The organism is Catenibacterium sp. AM22-6LB, from assembly GCF_003435615.1.
GTDB classification, from domain to species: domain Bacteria; phylum Bacillota_I; class Bacilli_A; order Erysipelotrichales; family Coprobacillaceae; genus Catenibacterium; species Catenibacterium mitsuoka_A.
The window spans coordinates 1-14,861 of sequence record NZ_QTUM01000020.1; the positions used below are offsets into that span (position 1 = coordinate 1).

The window sequence follows — 14,861 nt, forward strand, 5'->3', positions numbered from 1 at the left end:
TTGGTGATATAGGTGGTGCACTTTATGCGATTGGCGGTGCTGTTGCTTGCGAATAATCAACATATCAAGATTTTATTACTTTTGTAAAACCACGTATAACAAAAAGACAAAAGGAGAAACTAAGAAAATTAATAGGTTTCAAGTTTGAAAGTCATTATAAATATCGATTACCTAGAAAAAGACTCAAATATTTGGAAGAAATTATTCAAAAAAGAGTTTTAGAATTATTAGAATAGTAGAGTATATCTACTATTTTCTTTATGCGCTCATCATCCCATTCTGTTACTTTGACAGACTCTGGCATATCATGATTATTTGTGGAATTTATTTATAAAGTAATCTGGAAACACCTTATGTACATTAATACGCTTATTCTGATAATAGGTAGTCAATGTAATCTCAGTTACCTTAATATCTACCATCTTGCCTACATATTCATATGGAACTGAATACCAGTTCTTTTTTATAAGCGATATGACAGTTAAGCTGTACCTTTCTTGAATAAAACCAGTGACATACCTCAAAAGGAAATTCAGGGAGCGGTCTTAGTGTTTTCTTCTCTACCTCTTCGAATACTTCCTTTCTGCTTCCATCTCTCTTTTAAGTCAATGAGAAGCAGATAAACAAAAACAATCTTGGATGTACTTTTTACAGTCAAGATTTTTGGGTGGTCAGGTTCATCGGAATGGTTGGTCAACCCCGCCGGAATTTTATTAAATTGGTTAGTCGGTCAAAAGTATCGGAACACTTGGTCAACCTAATCAGAATGCGTGATCAATCAAAGCGGAATAATCAGTATATTCTTCCCATAATAATCTGTTGTTTGTCCCTGGTCTTAACAGTTCTTTATGAATATACTGATAATCAGGTTGTTTAATAATCAGATTAAGTTTAGTCTCCTTTACAAACAATAGTTTCTGTACTTCCATTTCATTCTGATTCTGGATCATGGACCAACAAATACTATTTTCATCAGCTGCTTTAGATACTTTTCTTACTGTATCTCTTGATACTTTAAGTGCTTCAGCTATCTTTCGCTGACTGAAATTTTGAGATCTCATTTCCAAAATCTTCTTAACATCTCGCATATAAAAACACCTCCTAGTTGCAAGATTTGATAAGTATTTATTACTTATCAAATCCATTTTACAACCAAGAGATGCAAATCTTTATATTAAATATGATGGACTTGTTTAACGGATTCACTGGACTTTTCTAGCGTAATGGATGAACTTATTTTACCGTATGGAGTGGCCTTGCCACTCCGTAATATTCATCTACGCCATAATAATCACTAGATTGTTAATTATATTTTTTCTCAAATATTCTTCCAACAACAGTGCATATAACAGCGATTATTGTATGAGATACAAAATAATATTTAGGTATATATTCTATAGATCTATTAATAAGAATAATATTTCCAATACAGGGATTTAAAAATATATAAGTAAAAATAAACAAATAACAAATTATTACCATAAGGCCAATTAATGACGATGAACTTATCATTGATATAAAATAATAAAAAGATGAAATAATTAAACATTGAAACACAAAAATCATTATATAAGAGATAAATGAATCTATTTTTGTAATAATAAGCAAATATAATGGCAAAAATATCATTTGTATAATTATAAAATCAATTATTACATAAATATATTTCGGAGTACGATCAATAGTATATATAATTTCATTAAAATCTTTTTCTACATAAAATCTAAACATAAATGATTGTATGATTATATAAATTAGTAAAATATTTTTTTGTAAGAAATTAAAGCATAGCATCTGGGGATCGCTTTGTAATACATTACTATAAGAAATTTCTGACAAACAAAGTGGCAACATAATAAAATTGATTAATATAAAGAATGCCAAATAAAGCCATTTATATTTCTTTAATACAAAAGTCATTAATTTTAAATAATCTAATAACATATCAATCATCCTGATTTAAATATATATATGCATCCTCCATGCAAGGAGTAATATCTTGTAAGAAATCGTAATTCAACCTATTTGAAGCAATAACTCTATAGGTGTTTTCACTTATTTTAATTGATGAAATTCTTTCTTTGACTTTACTAAGATTTTCTCGTGAGCATAAATAGATTTTTCCTTTAGCACTATCAATAAATTGAGAGCTTGAACCATTAAATTTTATCTGTCCGTTTTTAAAAAGTATGATTTCTGGAGATAACGAACTTATATCATCAATAATATGAGTAGAAAAAATAATTGGAATATCTAATTGAATAGATTTAATAATTTCCATAAATCTCATTCTTTCGTCAGGATCCAAACCAACAACCGGTTCATCTAAAATAATAACATCTGGACTTCCTAATAATGTCTGTGCTATTCCTAATCTTCTAATCATCCCTCCAGATAAATTTTTGCATTTCACATCCTTGTTTTCCCATAAATTAACTTCCACTAATACTTTTTTAATCTCATTTGAATAAACCTTTTTATTAATCTTTTTCATTATTGCAAAGTATTCTAATTGTTCATATACAGTGAACTCTTTGAACGCATTAAATTCCTGTGATAAATACCCAAATTTCACTTTTTTATAATCGATAATTTTATCATTTTGATAAAATATCACTTCTCCTTGAGTAGGTTCTATAAGTCCAGTAATAATACGCATTAATGTGCTTTTACCACTTCCATTGTGGCCAATAAATGCATATATTTTATTATCAAACTCAAAATTCAAATGACTTAAAACTTCTTTGTTTTTATACTTCTTTGTTATATTTTTTAAAACAATCTTCATAATGTACCTCCCTTCATAAACATAGAGGAGATATAAAATATATCTCCCCCAAAAAACTTATACAATAAAAGACAATTAATTATTTTAATTGTACATAACCATTCCCTTTTGTTGAATTGACAGAAGAGAATACTTTTATATAGAATCTTGATGTTTTAGATTGAAAAACAGTTGTACTACCAGAACCACCACTATGCTTTACAATAAAGCTCCCTTCAAGAGTATATGGATACATGCTGCCTTTCCACCCAGCCATACATGAGACATTAGCTCCACCTTTTGAATTAGCAGCTGTCTTAAAATAATAATATGCTTTCATTCCATAATCAGTTGGATTACTAGATGCTGAAGCACTTCCTACTTTAATAGAAACTGGTTCTTTCTTTAAATGCATTGCAGATACAGATGTAATTCCGCATGTAGCAATAAATAATCCAACAAATATTTTAGTTAATACTTTTCTTTTCATTTTCTTCTCCTTTTCTTTTTTTATTATTGCATAAGCTTTTTATCAATTAAAAATCCTATAACCCAATTCTTTTAAATAATTATCTAAACCTTTATTCTCTATATTTTCTTTTATTCTATTTTTTAGTGATTGATATTTGTTGATCATATCTTTATCCGTTTCATTATCTAGACAATCAAGCTGATTATCTATCTCATGATAGATTGCATCTATATAATCTTGACTATTTTCTGTCAAAGGTATGTTAGCCAAAATATCCTTATAAAACATATCAATATCAGAGTGATAAATGTAATATTTCATTATCTGTTGATCATCAAAAAATCCAGCATTAGACATAATAAGATAATCATCAAACTCTGCATAATTACCTAATTCACAGTTTCTAATTGTATTCGCAATTGTAATTATTTTTTTATTTTCAAATGTTGGTTTGATATGAAAAGTATTATGAATTCTTTTTTCAAATTTATTTAAATAATTATTTCTTGTATTAGAAAACTTTTCATAATTCATTTCATTTGTTAGAAATAGAGGATAATAATTTTCAAACATATTATCCTTTTTAATTACTTGATTCCCACCAATAATTGTCAAACTATCACTTTTTCCAGAAAAAATATTTTTATTCTTATTGACTAGATTGCATAGTATAGAGTAATTACTTTTAACTGATACGTTATACATACACTTTCTATTTCTGATATATGGATTATATCCATATATTGTATTGTTTGATTTTTCAAACATACAATACAACTGCTTTCCACCTGCCATCGGATACCATGCAAAATATCCAGGTAATAAAACTGCCTGATTATTTGAATATAAATTAGGATGATAACCTGAATATTTGATTTCAATATTAGTATTTTTTATTGGCTTATTAAATTCTATATGGATAAAATCACCATTTTGAGCATATGATTTTAAATCATTACTATTCAGACTCCTGATTTTATAATTTCTATATAGTGTAAAGTCAAATTCTTTTTGAGGCTGTTTAGAAATAAGTTTCATATTTGCATCAACATTCAATTTATGATTAATATTTACATCTAAATCATATTTATCAATATAATATGATATTTCTTTTTCTTTTTTGTAATCACAACCTGTATTTTTGATATTATAGAAAACACTTTGAAAAACACCGTAATAATTAATATCACTTCGTCCTTGATCCCATTTTTCGTTAGTTCTTCCTAAGCTTTGAGGTATATATATTGATAAAAAAAGAAGAACTACAGCTAATGAAGAAATAAGTAATCTTGGTTTAGACTTATAAATATTCTTTCTTTTAACAATAACCAAGGATAGTAGTATCCAAAAAATATCAGCACATATTTTATACAATTCATTTTGTAATCCATATAAATAGTCTACTGCCTAATTTGAATTCTGATAAAAAACTGCAAATGGCAAAGAAATATAATTAATAATTTGATCAATAGGAATTAAAGGTTTTTCAATCCAAACGAGATTTTCAGTTAAAGGACTAAATAGAAGTACTGATAATACAAACAATATCATAGAATAATACTTATTTTCTAATGAGGATATCGCTATTGTTAAACAAATCACCACTAATTGCGGCATAAAAACATTTAAAAAGTATGATGACAAAAATAAATCGATAATTGTATTAAGCTGATTATTTATAAAAGCATTTATAAATAACATTGAGATGATAACTATATTTAATAATCCAAATAATAACAAAACAACTATTGTACTATATTGAAGATACTTATTTTCAGTATTATCCACAGCTAATAAAGTTTCTTCAAGTTTATTTTTTTTAGCACTTCTTAAATAAAGAAATACCATAACACAAAATAAAATACTTACATAAATAATAAATCGTGCTACTAGATAAAACAAAAAAATAGTATCAACTTTTTTCAACATATAAAACAACATCCCAAAAAAGCAGAATATAAAATTAGTTATATATAAACCAAAAAACCTCTTTTCTCTTATAAACAATTTAAAATGCATTTTTAATAAATCATTCATTTCTTAACCACCCTTATTAAATTTTGTATTATATCAGGAGCTATCCCTACTCTATAGTATTGTTACCAAACAACAATCCCAATTCCATGTTTTTCTATTAACTGTTTATCTTGATATAGATAAGCCATAGAAATTAGAACATCACCTTTTTTAATATCCACAAATTATGTATCTGTTCCAAATTCAAATAAATCATTATACTTTTCTAATTCTTTATTATTTTTATTTAACTGCACTATGGTTGCAGCTTAATTTTTGTTTTCAACAAACAAATATCCATTAAAAACAATCGAGATTCCTAACATAAGTATAATAATTCGATTCCATTTTTATTTTTCATGTATACTCACTCCCTTTATATTTCTATTATCTAATTTCAATTAGAAGAAGTAAATATGATATGACCAAGATGCAGATTTCATGTTTAAGATGCATATATTTATCCAAAAAACGGCAGAAAACCAAAAGATTAGACTACTGTTGAAGATACTGTTGGTAAAGTAGTTACTGCCATAATCACTTCATTAAGAAATGTAAAGCTTAATTCATTTGAGGAACTGTGCAAGGCAATAAAAGAAAGACTCGAATTATTCAACTCCACACCATGCCATTTTAGCCAATAATTAAAAAAGACAGAATATACAGGAAAATGTGAAAAAGACATCTGAGATGAGTATTGTTGATGTCATTAATGCAGTAAATACAATTGAATCTAATACTACTTATATCACTTTATCATTTAATGAGAAAGTTAAGATAATAACAAATATAACGAAGTAGTAAGGAAACTGAAAAAGTGTCTCATAACTAGGTATATTATTTCTACTCTAGCTACATGCAGCTTTATGAACCTGAATTTAACTATATAATAACATGAGAAACTCTAGAAAGAGCCTATCTCAGACAATGCAGAAGTATGCCAAGTATGAAATGAGTGATCAAGATAAACAGTTCATTTAAGAATTAATAGAAGTAAGACATAATACATGTTCAACCATCTTCTGTAGTCAGTATCCATCTAAAGACCGGTATGATAAGCTGCACAAGCCAACATTAACTGAAACTTTTTTTGATAGAATAGTACATAATAAAATCGATATAGATATGGGTACTGATAATTTTAGAAAAAAATAAGGTAATTATTTATCCAATCATGACTATCATGATGGCTATTATTCTGTTAAGAGTTAGATGGTGCATTTACGTGCGAATAATCAAAACTCCATTCTTATAAAATGTTGTATAGTATAGATATGATACTTTCCTACACCTTAATTTCAGTAGAAAAGAAGTATATATAATATAATTTGTCAACCTAATCAGAATTATTGACTAAATTGGACTTTTCTACCGTAACGAGTGGTCTTTCATTAGCGGAATACTCATTAAAACAGATGAAAAACATCTTAAAGTGAATACTATCATTATTCATATTAACCTATAAATGCGCAGTCTTCACCCACGTCTACAGCTAAGGATGTGTATCTTAAACGTGAAATGTACATCTTGATCATATCATATTTACATTTTTTTACAGAAATTTAATAATAACAATATGAAGGAAAGTAAGATAAGGAGAAACAAGAATATGAAGAAAATTATCGTAACAATTACATTATCATTCATAATGTGCGTAATGTTTTTAGGAAGTGCTTCTGCAGTATCATGGAGTTCATCAGAATCTTTAGCTATACCATCTTGGGGTGCTATGAGTAATCCTACATCAGCTTCAAAAAACAAAACTAAAAAGTGTAGCTATGGATATATAGAAAAAACTTTAGACAATACAGCTTTTGGAAAATATGGAGATTTCTATAAAGGCGGAAGAATCTCAAAAACATATTATCAAATTTACCTAAATAATCAGACAAAAATCCATTACACAGATGCTAATGCTAAAAAAACAATTTCATCTGTAAAAGCGAGAGTATGTGGATCTAATTTAGAACCATCTGTTGGAACAAGAATTTCAATTAAATTCTCAGCTGATAATTAATTACCTATTATATGATTACTTTCCTTCACTTCTATTAGAGGTGATAATTTATGATTAAAAAAAATGCAAAAAATATTATATTAGTTCTTTTTGTTGTAATAACTGGAATATTTTATATTGACAGTTTTATGAGAAGCGGAATTGAAGAAGATTTTTTCACAGATATATACTTATATTTATGGAATTGTAACTTAAATATTGTTTTCACGATTGTTTTTTTAGTAGTGTTTCAAGAATTATGTGTTATGGATAGTTACAAAAAAATATTCAATCGTTTCGATAGATATATCATCACACGTGTTGGATATGTAAACTTCTATAAAAAAGAAATCAAAACAATATCTTTAAAAAGTTTAGCTTATTATTATTTATTACATACAATTATGTTGCTATACTGCTTAATAAAATATGGATATAGAACATCCCCTGATATTGATTTATTTAAATATCAATTATTTTGTGGCAACCCATTACTCAATATTATTCTATTTATTATTCTTTCTTCGTTTGGATTAATTATATTTAATTGCTTTATATTTTCGTTAAGTTCATTTATAAAGAATATGTATTTATATAGATTTACTTCACTAGCATCATTTTTTGTCACAATTTTACTTTCTGTCATTTTTAGCACTCTTATTCAAAAGATTTTTGGCGTTACAGATTTAATTAAAACAATAGGTCAAAGTCTTATGATAACAAGCTTATTACAACCAGGTATGGCTTTTATGAGATATGGTTTTTTGAATTTCTCAATAGCAGCAATTATATTCATTATTTTAACTATAGTAACACTATCAATAGCCATTAAATATAGGATGAAATATGATGGATAAGTTATTTAAACAAGGCCTATTAGTTTTTGTAGTATCAAACCTATTAATATTGTGGCTATACATATTTAGTGGTTCTTTTGTTGTAGATGTTTCAATAGTAACTGCAAATATCTTTACTTTTGTTTTGAATAATATATATATTTGCTTATTGCTTAAAACTGTTAATTATTATAATTCGATTAAAAATTATACTATAGTTCGTATTGGAAATAAAAAATTTGATGAGATTGTATTGTCTAGATTATTTTCAACAGATATATTAACGATAGTTATAGGTTATATCTTTCCTATGTTTTTATATTTCAACAATTTCTATAATCACTATCACTACGCTACATTTGTAGCAATTCAATACATTTTATTCACATTGTATATGATAATCATATTCTTATATATGAAAATCACTAATAAATACTTGAAAGCTTTAATATTATTAATCCCCTTCGTAATAAACATGTCTACTCAAATTCTATTTTTCCAATTCTATTACTAATAAAAGGAGCAACTTATGATGATCAGTTTAAAAAACGTATCTAAAGATTTCAACAATACCAATATTCTAAATGATATTAATCTAACAATAAATGAAGGAGAACTCGTTAGAATTGTTGGAAGTAACGGATGTGGTAAAACAACTTTACTAAAAATAATTGCTGGTTTATTAAAAGCAGATGGAGGTAATATTACTTATGGAGAAGGATGTAATATTGGTGCCGTCATTGAAAATCCATCATTTATTGAAAATGAAACTCTATTGTATAATCTAAAATTTTTATATAATTTGAAAAGCAAATTTTCATATGATATATGTAAAAAGTATTGTGATTTATTTTTATTAAATATTGATTCAAAAATTGCAATAAAAAAATACAGTCTTGGGATGCGACAAAAAGCTGCAATTATCCAAGCTGTCATGGAAAATCAAAACTTAATATTATTAGATGAACCAACAAGAGGACTGGATATTGATAGTATGAATCAATTCGATAATTTGGTTAAAGAACTAAAGAAAGAAGGAAAAACAATTATAATATGTGCTCATGATGGAGTTGAAAATATAAATTTTGACAGGATTATTGAAATAAAGAAAGGTAGAATTGAAGAATAGTGTTAAAATATAGATTTTTATGTCTGAGTATTTTCCTAAGAATGCTCATATATGTGCTCACTCCAACTAGTGAATATTATATTTTACTTAGCCAAGGGTGTCCTTTAAATCTTATTCATTTTTCAATAATGTCTCTGTTGCTAATATCTGATATTATGTTTTTAATTGACTATACTTATTACTATATTACTTTAGACTGTTTTATTAATGTTAGATTAGAAAAAAATAAGTATTATACCATTATATTGAAGAAAGTAATCAGTGGAGCAATAATACTTTTCATTTCTTCTTTATTAATACCTTATTATGATGCTGATGCATTACTATATGTAGTTTTTGATAAAATGACTCTTTTAGTTATTTTCTCTATTATGCTGATGACATGTATAAAATATAAGAAAACAGATGGAATTATACTTTGTTATTTTATTATGGTACTACTAAGGTATTTGATAGCACTATTCTAAAAGAAAAGAGAGTCACATTATATAAAACGCCTGAAAAAGTAAAGATTAGATTACAGACGATGAAGTCTTTCTTATTAAGTTTAAATACATTCTTTTATGGTTGATAAAATAAAGAGAAAATAAGATGAATATGGAAAATGAAATATTAAAAATAAAATCTGATTATGAATATGTTTCACAATCAGAAAATTATATTGTTTTTGTAAGTAATACTTTTATTAATGTTTATCATGTTCTAACAAATAAAACACATAGAATTAATAAAGTACATGTAAAAAATGTATGTATTGATGCAAATGATAACTATTTATTTTTAAGTATGTTTGAATCTGGGTGTCTTTCTATTTATGATTTAAAGGAAGGAACATTTTTAAAAAAGAAAACAATTCTAAGAAATTATGAAATAGAAAATATAAGTCCCATGAATGATGATATAGTTATTTTATTAAGAAATAAAAAGGAAAAAGGAAAGATAAAAGACTTTTATAAATTTAAAAATGATTTAAAAGAATTGTATCTATTTGATTATATTCTTTGCATCTATCAAATAAAAACAGATAAATTCATTTATATCGATTTACCGACAAATATTTTTTTAATAGAACATCCTATAGAAATCAAACACCAATATATCTATCCTATGCAAATAATCAATCATAATGATTTGAAAACAGTTTATTATATTTTAAATCAACATAATATGTTATCTTTATTAGATGATGATCTTTTAAAATACGATCTTTATTCTTATGATTTTAATTACTTTGTTAGAAAGGAATATAAGCCTTTTAAAATAGAAAATATGGAATACAAAGTTTTATATAAAATAACACTTTATGATTCTTTTCAGAATGAATTATTTTTCATTGAAAATGATCAAAATGATTTCTCGGCTACATTTGAAATATGCGAATTTACGAGAGCATATGATAATAAAAACATTCTATATTTTTATATGAATAGCACAATTTATTTGTACGAAATCAATAAAGAGTTAAATAGTAGGCAAATAGATAATACATTGATTAGTATATATATATCTTTAAAAAATGATTACATAGTATTACGTACTTCTAATCGACAATGTTCGATGGCTTATATGTATAATGTTTCACGATTTTTCGATTTATAGAAAAATATTGATGAGATTGAACTTCTCTACCATAACGAGTAGTCTTCCATTAGTGGAATACTCAACTAAAGTATTTGATAACACTATTCTAATAAACAAGAGAGTCACAACATTGTGATTCTCTTTTCTTATGATCATACAATACCTAACTAGATATATCAAAAGACAATAGAATACTAGCATACATATCATCAGCCTTAATACTTAAAGAATAATTCTCATTCAACAAAATTTCTTTTATATTCTGTGCAATGATATCCTCATTAATAGACGATGCAGAATAAAATACTTTTAGAATAATTTTATTAGCTGTTTTTACTGATTTTATCATAATAATTTTATCCAAAGCTGTAGTTTGTATACATGAATCAATAGATAAATTCACAAAATATTCAAATAATGTTAATTGGGTGAAATAATCTAAAACATCAAAATCACTATATTTAATTTCAGTTTTGATATTAATGTTATGATTAATGATTCTTGTCAAATTATTATTTATTACATAGTTTAAAATATATGAATTACTATATATTGCATTAAATTCTTTATAGGCTGTATCAGTAAGACTATTAAGTACTGTGGTAGCTTCCGAATATTTTGAATCTTGAACTAATGAATTCAACTGATTACAAGTATGAAGCAGATCATGAAGAAATTCAAAATTATAATTATAATGCTGGGATAGCAATTCAATTTTAGAATCATATAATTCTTCTTTTTGTTTAGCAGCCTGTAATTTATGCTTCATGTTTATTGAATTGATAACAGATATAAAAATTACAAATAATATAATATTAGATATTGCTAATCCTGCAGTTGTTATTAAAATATCAGGATTTGTATTTAATAAGCCAAAATAATCATCAGTATTCAATAAGAAAACTATACTTACAATAGGAAAAACAAGTGCTATCCAAGTGTATTTTGGCAAATCATCTACTTGAATAAATTCAATAATTTTTACATATATAAACACAAAACTAGCCAAAATTGCATTAGAGAAGATAGTACCAAGTAAAAAACCATGTGAATAAGTATTACGTGTTACTTCTATGAAAAGAACATTGTTAAAGCAGAAAGCAACTAGTATTTCTGAAATAACCTGTATTAAGAAGAAAGGAACAACAATTAATATTTTTTGGATTACTTTTCCTTCAAATTGGAAAGAAACATAAAGAAAGTACACAATTAATAAGATGATACCTTTTATTGGTGATGCTCCAGTATAATTAATTAAACTTTCAACCACAATAAAAATAAGTAAAATGAGTAAATATTTACTTTTAGAGTATTTAGACGACAAAAAAGAATTTGCGATATAGCTAATCAAAAGAAATGCAACAACATTAGAAATGATTATCATAACATGTCTTGTAGAAAATCATTGTATTTTTGATCAAATTCTTTTTTATAATGTCTAGAAAGTGGTATTACATCATTATTAACTAAAATAATTTCATTCTTTTTAAATGCACTGATATATTCAAAATTTACTAAATACGCTTTATAAGGATAACTAAAACCGTATTCTTTCAATTTCTCATACCAATACTTCAATGTACAATTAGTTACAGTAGTTTTTCCATCAAGTGCATGTACAATTGATTTTCTATCTGTAAATTCAATATACAATATATCTTTCACAAAAATCTTATAAGGACTTATTTTATCGTCATAAAAGCCCACAGATTTTTTTATATATTTTTTTATTACTGCTCTCATCTCTAAATTAAATTCAAGTTGATTAATTGGTTTAATAAAATATCTATCCGCATGAATTTTATAACCATCAATCGCATATTTAGAGTAGCTTGTTGTAATAACGATTCTACAATTATGATTTATTTTATTTAATTCTAATCCTAGATCTATTCCTTTTTCATTATGGATTTCCATATCTAAAAAAAGCAAATCTGCTTTAGAGATGTTTTGAATGACCTCTGTTTTACTTTTGCATATATGAGTTTGATAATCTAGGTTTGTTTTTTGAAACAAACCGTTTAAACAAAATAAAAGATGTTCAATGTCTTTTAAATTATCATCATAAATTAATATGTTCATCATGAAGTAAATGCCTCCTAATACTATTGTAACAAATATCGTGATACAATAGAAACATCAATTAATAATGTACATATTCAGTTGGGAGCTACATAAGATGAAAATAGGAATAATAGATGACGATACTCAATTCAGCCAAGTCATAAAGCATAAGATAGAAGAAAATACATGCTTTAGTAAAAGTAGTATTGATGTATTTAATAATGATTTCAAATCACTTCAATTAAAAGATTATGATTATTTGTTTATAGATATTTTATTGATGAAGGATAATGGTATCACTATTGCGAAAAGTATAGATAATAAGAATACACGCATCATATTCATGTCTAGTAACGAAACACTTGTTTATGATTGTTTTGATATTGCGCTTTACTTCTTTATAAGAAAAACATCTTATGAAGATGATTTAGAAAGATTATTTATCAAGATAGATAAAGATCAGGCTGAAAACCATAAACAATATCTCGTTGATAAGAAAAACAATCAATACATTAATCTCAAGGATATCATCTATGTTCAATCCCATAGAAATACATGTACCTTTTACACAGAAGATAATGAATATGTTCAATACACAACATTAAAGAAATGTTCTGAAGAGTTATGTTCCAATGTAGCATTCTATAAAATAAACTCATATACCATTATTAATTTTAAATATGTTACTAAAATCAATAATCAAAATGTTACTCTTAGGAACAACCAAACATTTAATGTCTCTAGAAAATCAAAAGATATTATTGAAAAATACCATGCCTACAGGAGGTACATGCAATGATGAGTTTCTTATATTTTTGTTGTATAGAAGCATTACTGACATATCTCCTTAGAACAAATAAAACAGCTATTTTTATTGCCTCTTTATTGATCAATTGTCTTCTTAGTGTATTTACAAGTCATCCCCTATTACAGGATCTCTTGTTAATAGAATCTTTATGCTTCTTATTCTATTATTATTCAGATAGGCTGCTATCAGAAATTATTTTCTATCTTTCATTCTTAACTGTCATAAAGAATTTAGTTGTTCTAATGCCAATATCCCCTATTGTTTCATTGATCATCTATATTCTTATTATCTCTGCATTCGCTATTATTCAAAAACTTTACCCTATCGATAATAAGAATCTTTATTGGGGATTACTTATGGCTATATCCTTAAGTACTCTATGTATTTATCATATTCTCTATAATGACTTTCTTAATGTATTAGGCATAAACTGTAATCTCATTATTCTTATAACCCTTTTGATTACTATCATTATTTCCTATTACTTATTCCTTAGATATACCAAACTTAATCATGAACAACAGCTTCTTAACCAGGCTATTGATCATTTTAAGAATGATCAACAAAACTATGCCTTCATTGAAAAGAAAAACAATGAACTCTATAAGCTAAGACATGACTTAAAATATGATTACCTTCAGATGAAAGAATATGTAAAAAGAAAAGAATTTGAAAATGTGAATGAGATGATAGACAAAAGAATAGATTCTCTCAACGAGCATAACATGCTGATCATATCTGGTAATAAGCTGTTTGATTCATTTATTAATATGAAATTAGAACAGCTCAAACTCAACAACATTAAACCAGCTATTATTGTATCTATTCAGGATATATCATTTATAGAGGATGAACATTTGAATATCCTTATAAATTATCTGTTTGATATCGCAATAGATTGCATGGAAAATAATGAATTAGAAGTAAAAATAATGGAAGATCAATGTGCCTTTGAAATCACATTGTATATGAATGATGCAAAAGAAAGAATCAATCAAATGAAATATGATACTCTTGTATTAATACTGCATAAATATCATGGAAACTTACAAGTACAGCATGCTGGTGCATCACTCTATATCTCTACTCTTATACCTGTTTCATGACAGGTATTTTTTGTTTATTATCCTCATAAATCGGTCAAACGTCCTCAAGATATTATTTATTTTTTTAAAGGTTGTATGATTGAAAT

General features: G+C 25.9%; 14 protein-coding genes. 7 read left to right on the forward strand and 7 right to left on the reverse strand.

Going from position 1 to position 14,861, the window contains the following annotated elements:
* Positions 1-761: 761 nt before the first annotated feature.
* The 5 genes from DW269_RS05910 to DW269_RS05935 form a co-directional block, all read right to left on the reverse strand.
* Entirely contained in the window at positions 762-1,088 is a 327-nt protein-coding gene (locus DW269_RS05910) for a hypothetical protein (protein ID WP_199412125.1), read from the reverse strand.
* Between the two features lie 857 nt (positions 1,089-1,945).
* Positions 1,946-2,788 carry an ATP-binding cassette domain-containing protein gene (locus tag DW269_RS05920; RefSeq protein ID WP_117458947.1) on the reverse strand — a complete coding sequence of 281 codons (843 nt, stop codon included), beginning with the start codon at positions 2,786-2,788 and terminating at the stop codon, positions 1,946-1,948.
* Positions 2,789-2,867: 79 nt separating this feature from the next.
* Positions 2,868-3,257 carry a hypothetical protein gene (locus tag DW269_RS05925; RefSeq protein WP_117458948.1) on the reverse strand — a complete coding sequence of 130 codons (390 nt, stop codon included), beginning with the start codon at positions 3,255-3,257 and terminating at the stop codon, positions 2,868-2,870.
* 42 nt (positions 3,258-3,299) lie between these two features.
* On the reverse strand, positions 3,300-4,571 hold the full coding sequence (locus tag DW269_RS05930; protein ID WP_117458949.1) for a hypothetical protein: 1,272 nt from the start codon (positions 4,569-4,571) through the stop codon (positions 3,300-3,302).
* Between the two features lie 75 nt (positions 4,572-4,646).
* Positions 4,647-5,276: a hypothetical protein gene (locus DW269_RS05935; RefSeq protein ID WP_117458950.1), complete on the reverse strand. Its 630-nt coding sequence runs from the start codon at positions 5,274-5,276 to the stop codon at positions 4,647-4,649.
* A gap of 1,588 nt (positions 5,277-6,864) precedes the next feature.
* On the opposite strand from DW269_RS05935, the gene DW269_RS05940 reads away from it, so the two are divergent.
* The 5 genes from DW269_RS05940 to DW269_RS05960 all read left to right on the forward strand — a co-directional run bounded on the left by DW269_RS05940 (position 6,865) and on the right by DW269_RS05960 (position 10,815).
* Positions 6,865-7,272, forward strand: a complete 408-nt coding sequence (locus tag DW269_RS05940) for a hypothetical protein (protein ID WP_117458951.1) — start codon at positions 6,865-6,867, stop codon at positions 7,270-7,272.
* Positions 7,273-7,322: 50 nt separating this feature from the next.
* Positions 7,323-8,108, forward strand: a complete 786-nt coding sequence (locus DW269_RS05945) for a hypothetical protein (protein WP_117458952.1) — start codon at positions 7,323-7,325, stop codon at positions 8,106-8,108.
* A gap of 508 nt (positions 8,109-8,616) precedes the next feature.
* On the forward strand, positions 8,617-9,216 hold the full coding sequence (locus tag DW269_RS05955; protein WP_233502449.1) for an ATP-binding cassette domain-containing protein: 600 nt from the start codon (positions 8,617-8,619) through the stop codon (positions 9,214-9,216).
* 418 nt (positions 9,217-9,634) lie between these two features.
* A complete protein-coding gene (locus tag DW269_RS12590) occupies positions 9,635-9,787 on the forward strand; it encodes a hypothetical protein (RefSeq protein WP_158546313.1) in 153 nt (50 codons plus the stop codon).
* A gap of 20 nt (positions 9,788-9,807) precedes the next feature.
* A complete protein-coding gene (locus DW269_RS05960) occupies positions 9,808-10,815 on the forward strand; it encodes a hypothetical protein (protein WP_117458955.1) in 1,008 nt (335 codons plus the stop codon).
* Between the two features lie 145 nt (positions 10,816-10,960).
* On the opposite strand, the gene DW269_RS05965 is transcribed toward DW269_RS05960, so the two are convergent.
* Positions 10,961-12,181 (reverse strand): hypothetical protein, encoded by a 1,221-nt coding sequence (locus DW269_RS05965; protein ID WP_117458956.1) that lies wholly within the window; start codon positions 12,179-12,181, stop codon positions 10,961-10,963.
* A complete protein-coding gene (locus DW269_RS05970) occupies positions 12,178-12,882 on the reverse strand; it encodes a LytTR family DNA-binding domain-containing protein (protein WP_117458957.1) in 705 nt (234 codons plus the stop codon). Before DW269_RS05970 ends, DW269_RS05965 begins: the two co-directional genes overlap by 4 nt.
* A 94-nt stretch (positions 12,883-12,976) precedes the next feature.
* Between DW269_RS05970 and DW269_RS05975 the strand changes: the two genes are divergently transcribed.
* Together DW269_RS05975 and DW269_RS05980 are read left to right on the forward strand one after the other, a co-directional pair.
* The gene (locus DW269_RS05975; protein ID WP_158546314.1) at positions 12,977-13,660 is read left to right on the forward strand and encodes a LytTR family DNA-binding domain-containing protein; all 684 of its coding nucleotides are present in this window, start codon (positions 12,977-12,979) and stop codon (positions 13,658-13,660) included.
* Positions 13,657-14,775, forward strand: a complete 1,119-nt coding sequence (locus DW269_RS05980; RefSeq protein WP_117458959.1) for a hypothetical protein — start codon at positions 13,657-13,659, stop codon at positions 14,773-14,775. The genes DW269_RS05975 and DW269_RS05980 overlap by 4 nt, the downstream gene beginning before the upstream one ends.
* Positions 14,776-14,861 lie beyond the last annotated feature (86 nt).

Coding starts and splice junctions, on each gene's coding strand:
- DW269_RS05960 (WP_117458955.1), top strand. CDS start 9,808: ATGAATATGGAAAATGAAATATTAAAAATAAAATCTGATTATGAATAT.
- DW269_RS05955 (WP_233502449.1), top strand. CDS start 8,617: ATGATGATCAGTTTAAAAAACGTATCTAAAGATTTCAACAATACCAAT.
- DW269_RS05925 (WP_117458948.1), bottom strand. CDS start 3,257: ATGAAAAGAAAAGTATTAACTAAAATATTTGTTGGATTATTTATTGCT.
- DW269_RS05980 (WP_117458959.1), top strand. CDS start 13,657: ATGATGAGTTTCTTATATTTTTGTTGTATAGAAGCATTACTGACATAT.
- DW269_RS05920 (WP_117458947.1), bottom strand. CDS start 2,788: ATGAAGATTGTTTTAAAAAATATAACAAAGAAGTATAAAAACAAAGAA.
- DW269_RS05945 (WP_117458952.1), top strand. CDS start 7,323: ATGATTAAAAAAAATGCAAAAAATATTATATTAGTTCTTTTTGTTGTA.
- DW269_RS05910 (WP_199412125.1), bottom strand. CDS start 1,088: ATGCGAGATGTTAAGAAGATTTTGGAAATGAGATCTCAAAATTTCAGT.
- DW269_RS05940 (WP_117458951.1), top strand. CDS start 6,865: ATGAAGAAAATTATCGTAACAATTACATTATCATTCATAATGTGCGTA.
- DW269_RS05970 (WP_117458957.1), bottom strand. CDS start 12,882: ATGATGAACATATTAATTTATGATGATAATTTAAAAGACATTGAACAT.
- DW269_RS05935 (WP_117458950.1), bottom strand. CDS start 5,276: ATGAATGATTTATTAAAAATGCATTTTAAATTGTTTATAAGAGAAAAG.
- DW269_RS05975 (WP_158546314.1), top strand. CDS start 12,977: ATGAAAATAGGAATAATAGATGACGATACTCAATTCAGCCAAGTCATA.
- DW269_RS05965 (WP_117458956.1), bottom strand. CDS start 12,181: ATGATAATCATTTCTAATGTTGTTGCATTTCTTTTGATTAGCTATATC.